Consider the following 14581-nt stretch of genomic DNA (forward strand, 5'->3'; position numbering starts at 1 on the left):
CGCGGGGTTTTTTTGGCTCTGTCATCGGCAAATAGGGGAAATGCCGGAATCTTCCTGTGGCCGTGCTGTCTGACTCTGCATACTCACTCTGCGGGAGCCAATCATGCGGCCAGCCGAATGGATCACCTTGATTGCGCAGTTTGCCCGGTTGAGTCGACGTCAGCGGCAAGCAGGCATTGCCCTGCTGCATGGCAACTCGCCACACGACGCGACCATCGCGCTGCTGGAAAGTGTGGCCCAGCCGCGATTGGCCTGTCCCGCCTGCCATTCAGACCACTTACACCGGCACGGCCATGCGCACGGACTGCAACGCTACCGCTGCGTGCCCTGCGGGCACACCTTCAATGCGCTCACCGGCACGCCGCTGGCCCGCTTGCGCCACAAGGCGCTGTGGCTCGACTACGCCGATTGCCTGCTGGCATCGGATTCCGTGCGCAAGGCGGCATTGCAGCTGGGCGTGCACCGCAACACCACCTTTCGCTGGCGCCACCGGTTTTTATCGCTGGCAAGGACGGACCGGCCGCACGGCCTGCACGGCATCGCCGAAGCGGACGAGCTGTATCTGCTGGAATCGGAAAAGGGCGCCAGAACAATGACGCGTCCGGCCCGTCGCCGGGGCGGCCATGCCCACAAGCGCGGCATTTCCAATGAACAGGTCTGCATCCTGGTGGCGCGCGACCGCACGGGGCAGACGCTCGATTTCGTCACGGGCAAAGGGGCGCTGACGCAGGCGCAGTTGCATCACTGTTTGTTGCCTGTCATCGACAAGGACGTGCTGCTGGTGACCGATGGCCATGCCGCCTACCGGGCTTTTGCGAGGGAAGCGGGCATCAGTCATCAGGCCGTCAACTTGCGCGCCGGCATCCGCGTGCAGGGCGCCGCCCACGTGCAGAACGTCAATGCGTATCACAGCCGATTACGACAATGGCTGGGGCCGTTTCACGGCGTGGCGACGCGCTATCTGCCGAACTATCTGGGATGGCGCTGGATCCTCGATGCCAGGCGCATCCGTTCGCCGGAAACGTTATTGAAGGCAACACTGGGGGCATTCCCACATCTGACGGTGACATAGCCTTTTTTTAGGCGCTTACAGCTGCGACTCGATCGGCAGCCAGCGCATCACCGATACCAGCGCGCGGCGCCAGAAGCCCGTTTCCGGGTCTTGCGTCCACACTTTGGCGGGCACTTCGGTGGCGTCGGACCAGCGCAAGGCGCCGTTGTCGAGAAATAGTCGGTAACTGGTGTCGCTCGAGACCGAGTGCTGGAACAGCGTGCGCATGTCCGCCGCCAGCGCCGCGTCGTCGAACAGCACGCCCATTTCCGTGTTCAGCTGGGCTGAGCGGGGATCGAGGTTGAAGGAGCCGACGAAGCCCCGTTCCCCGTCCACCACCACGGCCTTGGTATGCAGGCTGGCGCGGCTCGAGCCCATCAGGCTGATGCGTTTGCGGTGCTGGGTCTTCAATTCAAACAGCCCGACGCCGCCGCCCAGCAGCGCCTCGCGGTAGCGCGCATAGCCCGCGTGCACGAGGGCCACGTCGGTGGCGGCCAGCGAGTTGGTCAGCACCTGGACCTCGACGCCGGCGGCTACCTTGTCGGCCAGGGTGTGTGTCAGCGCCGTGCCGGGAACAAAATAGGGGGAGGTCAGCAGCGCTTCCTTGCGCGCTTCCGTCAGCAGGGGCAGCAAGCTGTGCATGAGCCAGTGTTCGCTGCGCTGCAAACTGGCCACGGGCGCGGCTTTTTCCGGCGGGTCTGACAGCACTTGCACTCGCTCGCTCCAGTGCAGGCGCAAGCGGCCATCGAGGTGGGCCTGCAACTGGCCCGCATCGGTCAGCTGCCGCAGGTAGGGCGAGGCACCCAGTTCGCCCGTGAGCGCGTCGAGGCGGGCGCGCACAGCCTGCAGTTCAGCCGCGCCCGCGTCCTTGCCCTCATGCAAGGCAACGATGGGGATGACGGCGCGGCTGTTCCAGAAGCGGTCGAAGATGTCGCTCGTCTGCCGCACGGCGGGCCCCACCAGCAGCAGGTCGGCATCCTGGAAATTGACCTGTTCGGCAGCATCAAAATATTCATCGCCGATATTGCGCCCGCCGACGAGGGCCACCCGGCCGTCGACGATCCAGGCCTTGTTGTGCATGCGCCGGTTCAGGCTGACGGCGCGCAAGGCCATTTCCACGGCGCGCATCCAGATGCCGTCGCGGTTGCGGCCCGGATTGAAGATGCGCACGTCGATCAGCGGGTGGCTGTCGAGGGCGAGGATGGCGGCGTCCTGGCCGCGCGCGTTGATATCGTCGAGCAGCACGCGCACGCGCACGCCGCGGTCGGCCGCGCGCAGCAGTTCGCGCACCAGCAGGCGTCCCGTCACGTCGTTGTGCCAGATGTAGTATTGCAGGTCGAGGCTGCGGCCCGCTTCGCGCGCGCTCAGGGCGCGCAGGGCGAACGCTTCCAGATTGTCGTCGATCAGGGCCGTGCCGCTGTGGCCGGGGCGCTGCGCCAGTTGCGGCGCCAGCACGCGGTCGAGCAGGGTGGCATTGATTGCCACGGGCAAGGCCGTGCCGGGCGCGCCCAGCGAACGTTCGGCGAAACGCCCGTAGCTGTACAGGGCGGCAATGCTGAGCACGGCAAACAAGGTGGCCAGCAGCAGCAATTTGACGAGCATGCGGCGCACCGTCAGCGAGCCGCGCGCGTGCTGCGGCGTGCGGAGAGGAGGGGAGGCTGGCGCATGCGGTGTCTTTCAGCTGGATGGCAACGGCCGATTGTAGCAGTTTCTATAGTGCACGATTTTCATCCGGGAACATCCTTGCCTGGGGTCAAAAAATGCGAGAATGGCCAGTTCAATCAGGCATAGGGAGACGCAGGCATGCGACGGATTTTGACGGCAATGACGGCAGCCATGCTGTCGGCGGGTGTGGTGGCTGCGCCGGGCGCCGACCCGGCGCAGCAGCAGATAAGGCAAGTGGTGGCCGACATCTCGCCGCAGCGCATCGAGGCGCATGTCCGCAAGCTCGTGGGCTTCCAGACGCGCCACACGATGTCCGATACCGTGTCCGACACGCGCGGCATCGGCGCGGCGCGGCGCTGGATCAAGGCCGAGCTGGAGCGCTGCGGCGCGCAGGCGGGCGGACGGTTGCAGGTGGCGTTCGACAGCCATGTCGCGCCCGTGTCGAAACGCATTGCGCGGCCGACGGACATCGTCAACGTGGTGGCGACCTTGCCGGGCAGCCAGCCGCAGTCGGCCGGGCGTATCTATGTCGTCAGCGGTCATTATGATTCGCGCGCCACCGACGTGATGGATGCGCAGGGCGACGCGCCCGGCGCCAATGACGACGCGTCCGGTACGGCGGCCGTGATCGAGATGGCTTGCGCGATGGCGCGCCACCGCTTCGACGCCACCATCGTCTTCATGGCCGTGGCGGCCGAGGAGCAGGGGCTATTGGGTTCCGGCCATTGGGCACAGCAGGCTAAGTTGAACAAGCTCAACATCGCCGGCATGCTCAACAACGACATCATCGGCAGTTCGCGCGCGGAAGATGGCACGGTCGATGGCGGCCAGGTGCGCCTGTTTGCGGAAGGCATCCCCGCCGTGAAGGAAATGAGCGACGGCGTGCGCGCCCTGGTGGCGACGGGCGGCGAAAACGATTCGATTTCACGCCAGCTGGCGCGCCACGTCAAGCAGGTGGGCGAGCGCTATGTGCCCGGCTTTACGGTCAACGTCATCCAGCGCGCCGACCGCTACCTGCGCGGCGGCGACCATATGCCTTTCCTTGCGCAAGGCTATGCGGCCCTGCGCTTTACGGAACCGCACGAGGATTTTGCCCATCAGCACCAGGACGTGCGCGTGGAAAACGGCGTGCAGTATGGAGATTTGCCGCAATTCGTCGATTATGACTACGTGGCGAAAGTGGCGCGCGTGAATGCGGCGGCGCTCGCGTCGCTGGCCCTGGCGCCGGCCGCGCCCGCCGGTGTGCAGGTGCGCACGGCCCAGCTGGAAAACGCCACCTCGCTGGTCTGGCAGCCGAATACGGAACCGGACCTGGCCGGCTACCGCATCGTCTGGCGCGCCACGACGGCGGACCAGTGGCAGGGCGCGCAAGACGTGGGCAATGTTACCGAAGCCAGGGTCAAGCTGTCGAAAGACAACTATTTCTTTGGCGTCCAGGCCATCGACCGCGACGGCAATGCCAGCGTGGCCACGTATCCCATGCCCTTGCGTTAGGCACTGTTGACGGGCTGGCGCGCAAGAAAGCCGTGAATCTGGGAAACGACGGCAGCCCCTTCGCCGACGGCGGCGGCCACGCGCTTGGTGGAGCCGGCCCGCACGTCGCCGATGGCGAATACGCCCGGCACGCTCGTTTCCAGCGCGGCACGGTCCGGCAAGTCCGGTGGATAGATTGTGTGGCCGTGGCCATGGGCGCGGCATTCGGCGCGCGTGACGTCGAAGCCCGTGCGGATGAAGCCCTGTTCGTCGACGGCCACGGCGCAGTCGTGCAGCCAGTCCGTGTTCGGATCGGCGCCAACAAACAGGAAGACGCGGCGCACTGCGCAATCGCACTCCTTGCCCGTCTGGTTGTTGCGCCAGCGCACCTCCGTCAAGCCATCGTCGTCGCCTTCGAGGGCGATGATTTCCGTGTGCGTGTGCAAGGTGATGTTGGGCGTGGCGGCGATGCGCTCGATCAGGTAGCTCGACATGCTGGCCGCCAGTCCCTCGCCACGTATCACCATGTGGACCTTGGCGGCGTGTCCGGATAGAAACACGGCCGCCTGGCCGGCCGAATTGCCGCCGCCAACGAGGATGATTTCTTCCTGCCGGCACAGCTTGGCTTCAATGGGCGAGGCCCAGTAATACACGCCGCGTCCCTCATACGTTTTCAGGTTGGCCAGCGAGGGCCGGCGGTAGCGTGCGCCGCACGATAGCACCACGGTGCGGGCGCGCACTTGCGTGCCGTCGCACAGATTGACGCGCAGGGGCCACGTGTCGCACAGCAAGTTGGCGGCGCTGGCCGGGGTGGCGATTTCCACGCCAAACTTTTGCGCCTGCACGTAGGCGCGTCCCGCCAGGGCGCGGCCGGAGATGCCTGTCGGAAAGCCCAGGTAATTCTCGATGCGCGCGCTGGCGCCCGCCTGGCCGCCGTACGCGCGCTGCTCGAGCGCCAGGACCGATAGCCCTTCGGAGGCCGCATACACGGCCGTGGCCAGGCCGGCAGGTCCGGCGCCCACCACCAGCACGTCGAAAATCTTGTCGCCGGACAAATCGGGCAGCATGCCCAGGCAGCGCCCCAGTTCCGCATTGCCGGGATTTTTCATGATCTTGCCGTCAGGGCAGACGACCAGCGGCCATTCCTGCGGCGTGGGCTGATAGCGTTCGGCCAGCGCGGCGGCGGCCGCATCGGTGGCCGGATCGAGCACCGTGTGCGGGTGGCCATTGCTCGATAAAAAACTTTGCAGGTGGAACAGGTTGCCATTGCCGCGCGGCCCTACCAGCACGGGGCCGCCCGAATTCGATTCGATCAGCGCCACGCGGCGCAGGATCAGGGCGCGCACGATGCGTTCACCCATTTCCGCCTCGGCCACGATCAGCGCGCGCAGGGATTCCGAACTGATGTCGAGCAATTCCACGTCACCGACGGCGCTGCCGTTGACGAGGGTGGGGCGGCCCGACAATTGCGCCACCTCGGCAATGAAGTGGCCGACGCCCACTTCGCGCAGCACGGACGCCTGTCCCATGACTTCGTGGCGCTTGATGCTGACCCGTCCGGACAGTATCACCAGCATGCCGAAGCTGCTGCTGCCCGCCTCGAACAGCGTTTCGCCATCGGCAAAGTGATGGCGCGTGCCATAGCGCTGCAAGCGCTGCAGTTCGAGCCCGTTGAAGACGGGCGAGATCTGGTGGCTGCGGCCGTGCAAGTCGAGCGTGGCGAACTGGACGGGATCGTCCTGCGTTGTTTCGGGAATGAATTCGGGTGTGCTGCTGGCCATGGCGAGTCCGTTCGGAGGCTGAATAAGCAAATAACAAAAATAACTAACAGTGACGAGTCTAGCGCATGCGGCGTGTGCCTGCCGCAATACCCCTTGTGCACGCCCGGAAATGGCGGCGCGGCAGGCGCCATGCGGCATGGGGCGGCGTAGCCGGACGCGCACGCAAGCCCGGATGCCGCCGCCGATCAGCGATACGCCGTCCAGCATCTCATATTAGAATGGGTCTTTGTTGAATCTACTCAAACAGACACGATGGCTTACAAGACACTTGAAGATACGATAGGCAATACCCCGCTGGTGCAGCTGACGCGCTTGCCGGGCGCCGATGCGCTTGCGCGCAACAACGTCATCCTGGGCAAGCTGGAAGGCAATAATCCGGCCGGCTCCGTGAAGGACCGCGCGGCCATGTCCATGCTCAAGCGCGCTGAAGAGCGCGGCGTCATCAAGCCGGGCGATACCCTGATCGAGGCGACCAGCGGCAATACGGGCATCGCGCTGGCCATGGCCGCCGCCTTGCGCGGCTACAAGATGCTGCTGCTGATGCCGGACAACCTCAGCGTGGAGCGCCGCCAGAGCATGGCCGCCTACGGCGCCGACATTTTATTGACGCCGAAGACGGGCGGCATGGAATATGCGCGCGACCTGGCCGAGCAGATGCAGAAGGATGGCCGCGGCGTGATCCTCGACCAGTTCGCCAACGAAGACAATTCGCGCGCCCACTATGAAAGCACGGGACCGGAAATCTGGCGCGACACGGAAGGGCGCGTTACGCATTTCGTCAGCGCCATGGGCACGACGGGCACCATCATGGGCGTGTCGCGTTATTTGAAGGAACAGAATCCCGCCATCCAGATCATCGGCGCCCAGCCCGAGGAAGGTTCGCAGATTCCCGGCATCCGCAAGTGGCCGGAAGCATACTTGCCGAAAATCTACGACAAGTCGCGCGTCGACCAGGTGGAATACGTGAGCCAGGGCGTGGCCGAGCGCATGGCGCGCAGCCTGGCGGCGGAAGAGGGCTTGTTCTGCGGCATCTCGGCAGCCGGCGCGTGCGAAATCGCGCTGCGCATTTCACAGACGGTGGAAAACGCAACGATCGTGTTCGTCGTGTGCGACCGCGGTGACCGCTATCTCTCGACCGGCGTGTTTCCTGCTTGATTGTTTTAATGTCGGCCAGAACGGCCTGAGAACTGCTGGAAATACCCCCTCCCCATGGCGGGGAGGGAAAACCTGCGAAACTGGCAGGATCAGCCTTGTGGCGTTTCGCCTTCTTTTGGCTTGAATTGCTTGTCGCTGATACGGAATTTGTTACGACGGTCACCCATCAGGTAACGCAGGTCGCGGATGCTCAGATCGCTGACTTCGTGCATGCGGATCAGCAGCGATGCGCCGACCGGCAGGCGGTGGTGGCGGATTTTGCTGATGACCGGTGGCGCTACTTCCAGCGCGCGGGACAAGGCTGCGTCGTTTTTCAGGCGCAGGTTTTCGATCAGGGTATCGAGCAGTCTGTTTGGGTTGTACTGGAGCAGATCGTCGGAGTCCGAATCGCTGTTCATATCAATGCCGACTTGGTTTGTCATGATGTTATTGTTCCTTCTGTAGTTGCACTGCAAAGTAAAAAACACTCGGAGCTCGCTCTTGCTGCGTTCATGTTCATTCTTTACTAAAAGGAACGAATTCACACACGGTACGATCCGGGATACAGTTTTTCATGATATATACACAATTGTACAACAGGATTCAGTTTCAGGCGGGAAAGCCCGATAATCTTGCTTTGTACAGAATCGGTGTTGTCTAGTTGCAACACCTATTTATTCTTTATTATGCTCTATGATAGAACAAAAATTGTACTTTGACAAAAGTTAAGTATAAAACCATTACTGCATTCCGTGCCGCACAAAGGCTGGCGAGCGAGGCTGGCACATGTTATCGGCTCTACCATAGACGTGTTTACTGGTAGCTTCAACATCCCTTACGCTTTCTTACAAGTAATATTATAACTTTACACCGACTTTCGGTTAGCGTGCGCGCACTTGACTAATCGCCTTGCCCAAGTCGATCACCGACATGGCATAAAAATAACTTCTGTTGTACTGAGTTATAGCAAAGAAGTTATTGGTTGCCAAGTGATACTCAGTTGCTTCTGAACCATTTTGCAAGTCGATCAGGCCGAACAACATGTTCTGGGGCGTCGACGGGCCGGCATTCACGCCGGCTTCCTGCAATTCCCCCAGCCGGTACCTGGCTTGCAAGCCCTGGCCGATGAATTTTTCCCACGTGCGGCTGGCCGAGACGGTGACGGGATAGGTGCTGATGGCCGGGTCATCGCGCCGCCAGCCGTGCTCGACGAGGAAATGCGCGACGCTGCCGATGGCGTCGGCCGTGGAATTGCGCAGGTCGATGTGGCTATCGCCATCGAAGTCCACCGCATATTTCATGATGCTGCTGGGCATGAACTGGGGCAGGCCGATGGCACCCGCATACGAGCCGAGCAGGGTCAATGGATCGATGCCATCCTTGCGTGCAAACAGCAGCGCATTTTCCAGTTCGCCCTTGAAAAATTCCATGCGCGCGGCACGGGTGGGGCTTTCCGGGTAGGAAAACGCCAGGGTCGTCAGCGCGTCGAGCACGCGGAAGCGGCCCGTGTTGCGTCCATACACGGTTTCCACGCCGATGATGCCGACGATGATCTCGGCCGGCACGCCATATTCGCGTTCGGCGCGCGCCAGCGCTTCCGCATTCTCTTCCCAGAATTTCACGCCTGCATTGATGCGCACCGGCTCGATGAAGCGGGCGCTGTACGCTTGCCAGTTCTTCGGCTTGCCGGGCGGCGCCGGCTTCATCAGTTGCACCGTCGTGTCCACATAGCGCACCTTGCCGATCAGGGTATCGAGTTCGGCGCGGTTAAAGCCATGCTTGGCGGACATCTCGTCGAGGAAGGCGCGTACTTCTTTCCAGTTGGCATAGTCGACAAACTCGCCTTCGAAGTCGAATTTCGCCGCTGCTTTCTTGATTGTTGCCTTGGTGGCCGGGGCCTTGGCCGCGCGTACGGCACGGGCGCGGTCGGCAGCGGAAATATTGCTGTTTTCGCCAGCGTGCGCGGTGGGCAGGCACAGGGGCAGGGAGAGGAGCAGGGACAGGGCGGAGGTTTTGATCGGTAACAAGGAGCGTCTCATCGGCATTGGGTTAACAGGCGGCGCAAGTGGCGCCGCGCGCGGAGTTGTTCGTCTGGGCTGGCATTACCATACTTCATCGCGGCATAGATTGCCAGAAACTGTGCGATGGCGGCATGCATCTCGGGCGTAGTCTTGCCCGATGCCAACCGGGCAGCATAACCGTGCGGGCCTTCGTGCGGCGCACGGCTGTAACCGCGCCGCGCCTGCTGCTGGCAAAACCGCGCGTACAGGGCGTCGAACGGATCGCCTTGCCGCGCCTGCCGCCACCAGACCAGTGCGCCCGCCATGGCGGACAGCAGGGCCAGCACGGCGCAAGCGACTGCCAGCTTTGTCGCCGGTACGTTTTTCAAGCCGTCGAGCATGGCGCGCTGGCGCTGCGGCGTGGTGTCGAGCACCCAGCTGCTCCAGGCGTGCTCGGCCTGTTGCCATTGCTGGCGCCACGCGGCAACCGCCCCGGGCGCGCCGCCGTCGAGGCCGGCCAGGGCGCGCCAGGCCGTCAGCGGCGACGTGGCCGGCGGCAGGGCGGCGTCGAGGTTGCGCTGCGTGCGCAGGGGCGCGACGGCGCCGGTGGGATCGACGCGCACCCAGCCCCGGCCCGCCAGCCACACTTCGCTCCAGGCATGGGCGTCGGACTGGCGCACGGCCAGGCTGTTGTCCATAGCGTTGCGCAGACCGCCCTGGTAGCCCGTGATGACGCGCGCGGGTATGCCCATGGCGCGCATCAGCACGACAAAGCTGCCCGCGTAATGTTCGCAAAAACCCGCCTGCGTGCCAAACAGGAAGTCGTCGACGCCATGCTTGCCCAGCAGCGGCGGCTGCAGGGTGTAGCGGAACGGCGCGCGGCGGAAGTGGCCAAGCACGGCGGCGATGGCGTCGGCGGGCGCCAGCGCCTGCGCGCCATGGCCGCGCAATGCGCGGGCCCAGGCCACGCTGCGCGGGTTGCTGCCAGCGGGCAAGGCCAGCCATGGCCGCTGCTGTGCTGGCGACAGGTTTGCCTGCAGCCGGTAGCGGGACTGGGAACTGACGCGGTAACGCACGGTCGAAGTAATGGGCTGTATGGTCAGCACTTCCAGCGCGGACGACACGACGTACGGGTTACCGGCCAAGCGTTCGATGCTGCGCGGCACGTCGAGCGCGAAGATGCGCCGCTGGCCGCTCGCTTGCAAGGTCACTTCGTAGTGACTGGGCTGGCCTTCCAGCGCGATGTCTATGCGGCTGTCGCCGGCAGGCGCGCGCCCGTTCGCGCCCCGGCGCGTCCAGGTGGCGCCGTCGAAGTCGCCCAGCACGACGCCGCGCCAGTACAGCTGGTCTTGCGGCGGGATCGCCGTGCTGAAACGGGCCGTGAAGACGGGGTCGCCTGACAGGGCCAGCGAGGCGATGGCGCCCGGCTGCATGCTGTCGGACAAGCCCGTGCGCGCCTGCGCGCCTTCCGGTGCCGTGCCCCACAGGGGGCCGTCGACGCGCGGCACGGCAAGAAACATCAGGGCCGACAGGGGGATGGCCAGCGCCAGCATGCGTCCCAGCAAACCCAGCCTTTGCGCCAGGCGGGGCTGGAAGGTGCCGTATTGGGCCGACAGCAGGCCGGCCAGCAGGACGATGACGGTGGCCAGCATCCAGGCGGCGCTGAGGATGCCTTGCGCATGGAAGAAATTTGCCAGCAGGAGGAAAAAACTGAGGAACACAACGACGAAGATGTCGCGCCGGCCATGCATTTCCAGCGATTTCAAGGCCAGCAGCAGGGCCAGCATGGCCACGCCGGGATCGCGTCCCAGCACGGTGCCGTAGCTGGCGCAGACGGCGGCGATGCCCAGCAAGGCCAGCGGCGCGAGCACGGCCAGCTGCGGCTGGCGCTTGCCCCGCACGGTGATGACGGCGCGCCACAGCAGGAGGGCGGCAGCGGCGGCCGACAGCCACGGGGGCAGGTGCAGCGCGTGCGGCGCCAGCACCATGGCGGCGGCCAGCAACAGCAGCAGAATGTCGGCCTTGTCGCGTGGCAAGTTGGCCAGCCATTGCCTCATGCCATGGCCTCATCCTGTGGCAAATCGTGCAGGGCCAGCGCGCGCAGGCAGGCGTCGCGGTGGCTGGCACCCAAGGCTGGCGCCACGGTCAGCGCGCCCAGGCGCAAGCCATATGGCAAGCCCGCGCGTTCCGCCTGCAGCACCCATGCGGCCAGGCGCGACAGACGCGCTTCCGGGGCCAGCGCGTGCAGGGCCGCATGCTCGAGCATGATGCTGCCACGGGCTGCGCCCTGCGGTGCCTCGGCGGCAGGCTGGAATTGCTTGCTGAATACATGCTCGCCATCATGGCGGGCGATCTGGCGCCAGGCCAGGCGGTGCAATGGGTCGCCTGGCTGGTAGGCGCGCACGCCGGCCAGTTCCAGGGCGCCGTCTTGCGTAGGTGGCTGCCGTACTTGGGACGCCCGCTGCACCGTGCCGACAGGCAAGGGCAGCGGCGGGGCCGTGTGTTCGGGTTGCGGATACACGAGTACGCGGGTGTCGGGCTGCCAGTGGCACCAGGCAAGGAACAGACCGAGCGGAAAACTGCCGGACAGGCGCACGGCCGGGGCAATCAGCCATCCCCGCTGCGGCGCCGCCACGACGATATCGATGGCCGTTTCCCCGTGGGCGGCGATGTCGGCCAGGCCGGGCGCTGCCGCCGAACCGCTGATGGCCACGTGGATCGCATGGCGCGGGCGCGCGCTGCGGTTGATCAGGCGCAAGGTGAACGTGGCGTGACTACCCGCGAACACGGGCTTGCCCGGCGTGGCGGCCAGCGCCAGGCCCGCCAGGTTGCGGCTGGCAAACAGCATGTCCGCGATGGCGCAGGCGGTCGCGAAATACGTGAGCGCATAGCCCAGGCCCAGGCGGTAATTGACGGCGGCGATCCACAGCGCCAGCAGCAGCGCGGCAAACGCCAGGCCCGCGCCCGAGGGACGGATGTGCACGCGCTGCGCGCCCAGCCAGGGGCGCGCCGGCAGCCATGGGATGTTGCGCCAGCGCATGCCGCTCAGACGGGGATACTCAACAGCATGTGCTGCAGCAGGCTGCGGCTATCCGTCGCCCCTTGCGCGGCATGCAGGCGGTGGGCGCAGACGGGCAACAGCACGGCTTGCACATCGTCGGGCGTGACGTGGTCGCGGCCTTCCAGGGCGGCCCAGGCGCGCGCCGCCTGCAGCAGGGCCAGCGCGGCGCGCGGGCTCAGGCCATCGGCAAACACGCCCGGCGCGCGGGTTGCATGCACGAGGGCCAGCACGTAGTCGACGACGGCGGCCGAGGCGTGGATGGCGCGCAGGTCCGCTTGTGCCTGCAGCAATTCTTCCCCATTCATGACGGCCGGCAAGGTGTGCAGCATGGCGCGGCGGTCGGCGCCCAGCAGCAGCGCCCGTTCGGCGGCCGCATCGGGGTAGCCCAAGGTCACGCACATGAGAAAACGGTCGAGCTGCGATTCGGGCAGGGGGAAGGTGCCCAGCTGGTGCGCGCAGTTCTGCGTGGCGATGACGAAAAACGGCTGCGGCAGCGCGTGCGTGACGCCGTCGAGCGTCACTTGCCGCTCTTCCATCGCTTCGAGCAAGCCCGATTGCGTCTTCGGCGTGGCCCGGTTGATCTCGTCGGCCAGCAGCACCTGCGTGAACAGGGGGCCGGGATGAAACACGAAGCTGGCGCTGCCCCGGTCATACACGCTCATGCCGGCCACGTCGGCGGGCAGCAGGTCGCTGGTGAATTGCTGGCGCTTCCATTGCAGGCCCAGCGAGATGGCCAGCGCATGGGCCAGGGTGGTCTTGCCCACGCCGGGCACGTCTTCGATCAGCAGGTGGCCGCCGGCCAGCACGCAGGCGAGGGTCTGGCGGATCTGCAAGTGTTTGCCGACGAGAACTTCGCCGATCTGCTGTGCGGCCTGGTGTATTTTCGAAAACATGCTATTTCTATCACAGTAAGTCGGATTATTTAATTTACAATCGCTTTGGCCAGGTCAAGCCGCGCCGCCCGCCCGTGCCGTGCACGTGGTAGATTAGCGTGGCAACGACGGCGGCACAGACCGGCCAGTGATTTTATGCGAGAACGCGCAGGGCGAACAGGAATGCCATGCAGTGTTCCCGGAGAATGGACAGAGACAGAGGTAACCAGTACAGCGCATGAGCACAGCCATTTATACCCATCCCGATTGCCAGCGCCATGAAATGGGCGACTGGCACCCAGAATCGCCGGCCCGCTTGCAGGCCATCAATGATCAACTGATCCTCGCGCACATCAGCGACCTGGTCGAGCACCGCGACGGCGCGCGCGCGCAATTATCCGATATCGAGCGCAACCACAGCGCCACGGCCATCGGCCTCGTGCGCGACAATGTGCCGCAGGAGGGCGACTACTATCCGCTCGACGGCGATACCCTGCTCAACGCGCACAGCTACGACGCGGCGCTGGCGGCCGCCGGCTCGGCCGTGGCGGCCACGGACGCCGTCATCGATGGCGAGATCAGCAACGCCTTTTGCGCGATCCGCCCGCCTGGCCACCATGCGCGGCCCAGCGAGCCCATGGGTTTTTGCCTGTTCAATAATGTCGCCATCGCCGCCAAGCATGCGCTCGACGTGCGCGGGCTCGAACGGGTCGCCATCGTCGACTTCGACGTGCACCATGGCAATGGAACGGCCGAGTCCGTTGCGCACGATCCGCGCATCCTGATGGTGAGTTTCTTCCAGCACCCGTTTTATCCGTACAGCGACGTGGAATCGTATACGGACACGCGCGTCAACGTGCCCGTGCCGGCCCGCTCGAAGGGCGACGCCGTGCGCCAGCTGGTGCTCGACCACTGGCTGCCCGCGCTGCACCGCCAGCAGCCGCAGATGATTTTTATTTCCGCCGGTTTCGACGCCCACCGCGAAGACGACGTGGGCGGCATGGGCCTGGTGGAGGCCGACTACACGTGGATGACGCAGCAGATGATGGCTGTGGCCAGGCAGTATGGCAAGGGCCGCATCGTCAGCTGCCTCGAAGGGGGCTATAACCTGTCGTCGCTGGGCCGCAGCGTGGCCGCGCACGTGAAGGCGCTGGCGGAACTCTGACTACAGCAAGGTGGGGCGGCTGCCGGAATGCGTGTGGCGGTGGGTCTGGTAGTCGAGCGCGTCGCCAGCCATGAAGCGGTGCCAGGCTTGCGTGTAGACGAGCGATGACTTATCCGCATCAAAACTGTCGAGTTGCAACATGTCGCGGTGGTGCTTGATTTCATTGACCAATTGGTCATACAGCATTTGCAAGCCATAGCTGTCGGCGCTCTGGCGTTTCAGGCGCTCTTCCAGCTGCGCCACTTGCCCCTGCCATTGCCGGCATTCCTTCTTCCAGTCATTGCGCGGCAAGCGCCTGGGCGCCTTGCCCGTGTGTTCCATCGTCATATCGTGCTATCCCCATCACCTATCTCCCTGCACCTGGCGGGAGCCAGCCTGG

12 protein-coding genes are annotated in these 14581 nt (G+C 64.8%); 4 read left to right on the plus strand and 8 right to left on the minus strand.

The window, feature by feature from the left end:
• The first annotated feature begins 103 nt into the window (after positions 1 to 103).
• Entirely contained in the window at positions 104 to 1072 is a 969-nt protein-coding gene (locus tag BLU39_RS16970; RefSeq protein WP_092714960.1) for an IS1595 family transposase, read from the plus strand.
• A 15-nt stretch (positions 1073 to 1087) separates the two neighbouring features.
• Here BLU39_RS16970 and BLU39_RS16975 read toward each other — a convergent pair whose 3' ends face one another.
• On the minus strand, positions 1088 to 2653 hold the full coding sequence (locus BLU39_RS16975; protein ID WP_092714962.1) for a phospholipase D family protein: 1566 nt from the start codon (positions 2651 to 2653) through the stop codon (positions 1088 to 1090).
• A 201-nt stretch (positions 2654 to 2854) separates the two neighbouring features.
• Between BLU39_RS16975 and BLU39_RS16980 the strand changes: the two genes are divergently transcribed.
• Positions 2855 to 4210, plus strand: a complete 1356-nt coding sequence (locus BLU39_RS16980) for a M20/M25/M40 family metallo-hydrolase (protein WP_092714964.1) — start codon at positions 2855 to 2857, stop codon at positions 4208 to 4210.
• On the opposite strand, the gene BLU39_RS16985 is transcribed toward BLU39_RS16980, so the two are convergent.
• On the minus strand, positions 4207 to 5970 hold the full coding sequence (locus BLU39_RS16985) for an FAD-dependent oxidoreductase (RefSeq protein ID WP_092714966.1): 1764 nt from the start codon (positions 5968 to 5970) through the stop codon (positions 4207 to 4209). The genes BLU39_RS16980 and BLU39_RS16985 overlap by 4 nt on opposite strands.
• A gap of 252 nt (positions 5971 to 6222) precedes the next feature.
• Between BLU39_RS16985 and cysM the strand changes: the two genes are divergently transcribed.
• Positions 6223 to 7125: a cysteine synthase CysM gene (gene cysM, locus BLU39_RS16990; protein ID WP_034751785.1), complete on the plus strand. Its 903-nt coding sequence runs from the start codon at positions 6223 to 6225 to the stop codon at positions 7123 to 7125.
• Between the two features lie 89 nt (positions 7126 to 7214).
• Here the strand turns inward: cysM and BLU39_RS16995 are convergent, their stop codons facing one another.
• The 5 genes from BLU39_RS16995 to BLU39_RS17015 all read right to left on the minus strand — a co-directional run bounded on the left by BLU39_RS16995 (position 7215) and on the right by BLU39_RS17015 (position 13058).
• Positions 7215 to 7547: a hypothetical protein gene (locus BLU39_RS16995; RefSeq protein WP_034751784.1), complete on the minus strand. Its 333-nt coding sequence runs from the start codon at positions 7545 to 7547 to the stop codon at positions 7215 to 7217.
• Positions 7548 to 7985: 438 nt separating this feature from the next.
• On the minus strand, positions 7986 to 9131 hold the full coding sequence (gene mltB / locus BLU39_RS17000) for a lytic murein transglycosylase B (protein ID WP_232731329.1): 1146 nt from the start codon (positions 9129 to 9131) through the stop codon (positions 7986 to 7988).
• 8 nt (positions 9132 to 9139) lie between these two features.
• Positions 9140 to 11161 (minus strand): transglutaminase TgpA family protein, encoded by a 2022-nt coding sequence (locus BLU39_RS17005; protein ID WP_092714970.1) that lies wholly within the window; start codon positions 11159 to 11161, stop codon positions 9140 to 9142.
• The gene (locus BLU39_RS17010; RefSeq protein ID WP_092714972.1) at positions 11158 to 12144 is read right to left on the minus strand and encodes a DUF58 domain-containing protein; all 987 of its coding nucleotides are present in this window, start codon (positions 12142 to 12144) and stop codon (positions 11158 to 11160) included. The genes BLU39_RS17005 and BLU39_RS17010 overlap by 4 nt, the downstream gene beginning before the upstream one ends.
• Positions 12145 to 12149: 5 nt before the next feature.
• A complete protein-coding gene (locus BLU39_RS17015; protein ID WP_092714975.1) occupies positions 12150 to 13058 on the minus strand; it encodes an AAA family ATPase in 909 nt (302 codons plus the stop codon).
• Positions 13059 to 13275: 217 nt separating this feature from the next.
• On the opposite strand from BLU39_RS17015, the gene BLU39_RS17020 reads away from it, so the two are divergent.
• A complete protein-coding gene (locus BLU39_RS17020; RefSeq protein ID WP_092714977.1) occupies positions 13276 to 14202 on the plus strand; it encodes a histone deacetylase family protein in 927 nt (308 codons plus the stop codon).
• On the opposite strand, the gene BLU39_RS17025 is transcribed toward BLU39_RS17020, so the two are convergent.
• Positions 14203 to 14529 (minus strand): hypothetical protein, encoded by a 327-nt coding sequence (locus BLU39_RS17025; RefSeq protein WP_092714979.1) that lies wholly within the window; start codon positions 14527 to 14529, stop codon positions 14203 to 14205.
• Between the last annotated feature and the right edge of the window lie 52 nt (positions 14530 to 14581).

This window comes from Janthinobacterium sp. OK676, assembly GCF_900103595.1.
Classification (GTDB): Bacteria; Pseudomonadota; Gammaproteobacteria; order Burkholderiales; family Burkholderiaceae_D; genus Janthinobacterium.

Excerpts from the sequence above, each read along its gene's own strand:
- BLU39_RS16970 (WP_092714960.1), top strand. The coding sequence starts at position 104 with ATGCGGCCAGCCGAATGGATCACCTTGATTGCGCAGTTTGCCCGGTTG.
- BLU39_RS16995 (WP_034751784.1), bottom strand. The coding sequence starts at position 7,547 with ATGACAAACCAAGTCGGCATTGATATGAACAGCGATTCGGACTCCGAC.
- BLU39_RS17005 (WP_092714970.1), bottom strand. The coding sequence starts at position 11,161 with ATGAGGCAATGGCTGGCCAACTTGCCACGCGACAAGGCCGACATTCTG.
- cysM (WP_034751785.1), top strand. The coding sequence starts at position 6,223 with ATGGCTTACAAGACACTTGAAGATACGATAGGCAATACCCCGCTGGTG.
- BLU39_RS16975 (WP_092714962.1), bottom strand. The coding sequence starts at position 2,653 with ATGCTCGTCAAATTGCTGCTGCTGGCCACCTTGTTTGCCGTGCTCAGC.
- BLU39_RS17010 (WP_092714972.1), bottom strand. The coding sequence starts at position 12,144 with ATGCGCTGGCGCAACATCCCATGGCTGCCGGCGCGCCCCTGGCTGGGC.
- BLU39_RS17025 (WP_092714979.1), bottom strand. The coding sequence starts at position 14,529 with ATGACGATGGAACACACGGGCAAGGCGCCCAGGCGCTTGCCGCGCAAT.
- BLU39_RS16980 (WP_092714964.1), top strand. The coding sequence starts at position 2,855 with ATGCGACGGATTTTGACGGCAATGACGGCAGCCATGCTGTCGGCGGGT.
- BLU39_RS17015 (WP_092714975.1), bottom strand. The coding sequence starts at position 13,058 with ATGTTTTCGAAAATACACCAGGCCGCACAGCAGATCGGCGAAGTTCTC.
- BLU39_RS16985 (WP_092714966.1), bottom strand. The coding sequence starts at position 5,970 with ATGGCCAGCAGCACACCCGAATTCATTCCCGAAACAACGCAGGACGAT.
- BLU39_RS17020 (WP_092714977.1), top strand. The coding sequence starts at position 13,276 with ATGAGCACAGCCATTTATACCCATCCCGATTGCCAGCGCCATGAAATG.